We start from the raw sequence: 2,201 nt of genomic DNA, 5'->3' as shown, positions 1-2,201 counted from the left end.
TCTCGTGACTGCGTGCCTTTTGAAGAATGAGCCTGCGAGTTTGCGGTGTGTGGCGAGGTTAACCCGTGTGGGGTAGCCGTAGCGAAAGCGAGTCCGAATAGGGCGAATGAGTCGCGCGCCCAAGACCCGAAGCGGAGTGATCTAGCCATGGGCAGGTTGAAGCGGAGGTAAGACTTCGTGGAGGACCGAACCCACCAGGGTTGAAAACCTGGGGGATGACCTGTGGTTAGGGGTGAAAGGCCAATCAAACTCCGTGATAGCTGGTTCTCCCCGAAATGCATTTAGGTGCAGCGTCGCGTGTTTCTTGCCGGAGGTAGAGCACTGGATAGGCGATGGGCCCTACCGGGTTACTGACCTTAGCCAAACTCCGAATGCCGGTAAGTGAGAGCGCGGCAGTGAGACTGTGGGGGATAAGCTCCATGGTCGAGAGGGAAACAGCCCAGAGCATCGACTAAGGCCCCTAAGCGTACGCTAAGTGGGAAAGGATGTGGAGTCGCAGAGACAACCAGGAGGTTGGCTTAGAAGCAGCCATCCTTGAAAGAGTGCGTAATAGCTCACTGGTCAAGTGATTCCGCGCCGACAATGTAGCGGGGCTCAAGCGTACCGCCGAAGTCGTGTCATTCCCGTGTGAAGCCCTAACGGGTGCGGGGATGGGTAGGGGAGCGTCGTGTGCCGGGTGAAGCGGCGGCGGAAGCCAGTCGTGGACGGTACACGAGTGAGAATGCAGGCATGAGTAGCGATACACACGTGGGAAACGTGTGCGCCGATTGACTAAGGGTTCCTGGGTCAAGCTGATCTGCCCAGGGTAAGTCGGGACCTAAGGCGAGGCCGACAGGCGTAGTCGATGGACAACCGGTTGATATTCCGGTACCCGCTTTGAAACGCCCAGTATCGAACCCTCTGATGCTAAGGCCGTGAAGCCGTCCTGGAGCCTTCGGGCAAAGGGGAGTGGTGGAGCCGCCGATCCAAGGTGGTAGTAGGTAAGCGATGGGGTGACGCAGGAAGGTAGTCCAGCCCGGGCGGTGGTTGTCCCGGGGTAAGGGTGTAGGACGTTGCGTAGGCAAATCCGCGCAACACATAGTCTGAGACCTGATGCCGAGCCGATTGTGGTGAAGTGGATGATCCTATGCTGTCGAGAAAAGCCTCTAGCGAGTTTCATGGCGGCCCGTACCCTAAACCGACTCAGGTGGTCAGGTAGAGAATACCGAGGCGTTCGGGTGAACTATGGTTAAGGAACTCGGCAAAATGCCCCCGTAACTTCGGGAGAAGGGGGGCCACAACTGGTGAGGGGACTTGCTTCCTGAGCTGGGGGTGGCCGCAGAGACCAGCGAGAAGCGACTGTTTACTAAAAACACAGGTCCGTGCGAAGCCGTAAGGCGATGTATACGGACTGACGCCTGCCCGGTGCTGGAACGTTAAGGGGACCGGTTAGTCACATTTCGGTGTGGCGAAGCTGAGAACTTAAGCGCCAGTAAACGGCGGTGGTAACTATAACCATCCTAAGGTAGCGAAATTCCTTGTCGGGTAAGTTCCGACCTGCACGAATGGCGTAACGACTTCTCGACTGTCTCAACCATAGGCCCGGTGAAATTGCACTACGAGTAAAGATGCTCGTTTCGCGCAGCAGGACGGAAAGACCCCGGGACCTTTACTATAGCTTGATATTGGTGTTCGGTTCGGCTTGTGTAGGATAGGTGGGAGACTGTGAAGCTATGGCGCCAGCCATGGTGGAGTCGTCGTTGAAATACCACTCTGGTCGTGCTGGATGTCTAACCTCGGTCCGTGATCCGGATCAGGGACAGTGTCTGGTGGGTAGTTTAACTGGGGCGGTTGCCTCCTAAAGAGTAACGGAGGCGCCCAAAGGTTCCCTCAGCCTGGTTGGCAATCAGGTGTTGAGTGTAAGTGCACAAGGGAGCTTGACTGTGAGACTGACGGGTCGAGCAGGGACGAAAGTCGGGACTAGTGATCCGGCGGTGGCTTGTGGAAGCGCCGTCGCTCAACGGATAAAAGGTACCCCGGGGATAACAGGCTGATCTTCCCCAAGAGTCCATATCGACGGGATGGTTTGGCACCTCGATGTCGGCTCGTCGCATCCTGGGGCTGGAGTCGGTCCCAAGGGTTGGGCTGTTCGCCCATTAAAGCGGTACGCGAGCTGGGTTTAGAACGTCGTGAGACAGTTCGGTCCCTATCCGCTGCGCGCG

General features: G+C 57.2%; 1 rRNA gene. It reads left to right on the top strand.

The window, feature by feature from the left end:
- Nucleotides 1–2,201 (top strand): 23S ribosomal RNA (locus ABZ721_RS40880); the annotation flags it as partial.

The sequence above is a fragment of the Streptomyces sp. NPDC006733 genome (assembly GCF_040636125.1).
Lineage (GTDB): Bacteria > Actinomycetota > Actinomycetes > Streptomycetales > Streptomycetaceae > Actinacidiphila.
The sequence above is the reverse complement of the archived record's forward strand: the minus strand, read 5'-3'. Positions and strand labels throughout refer to the sequence as shown.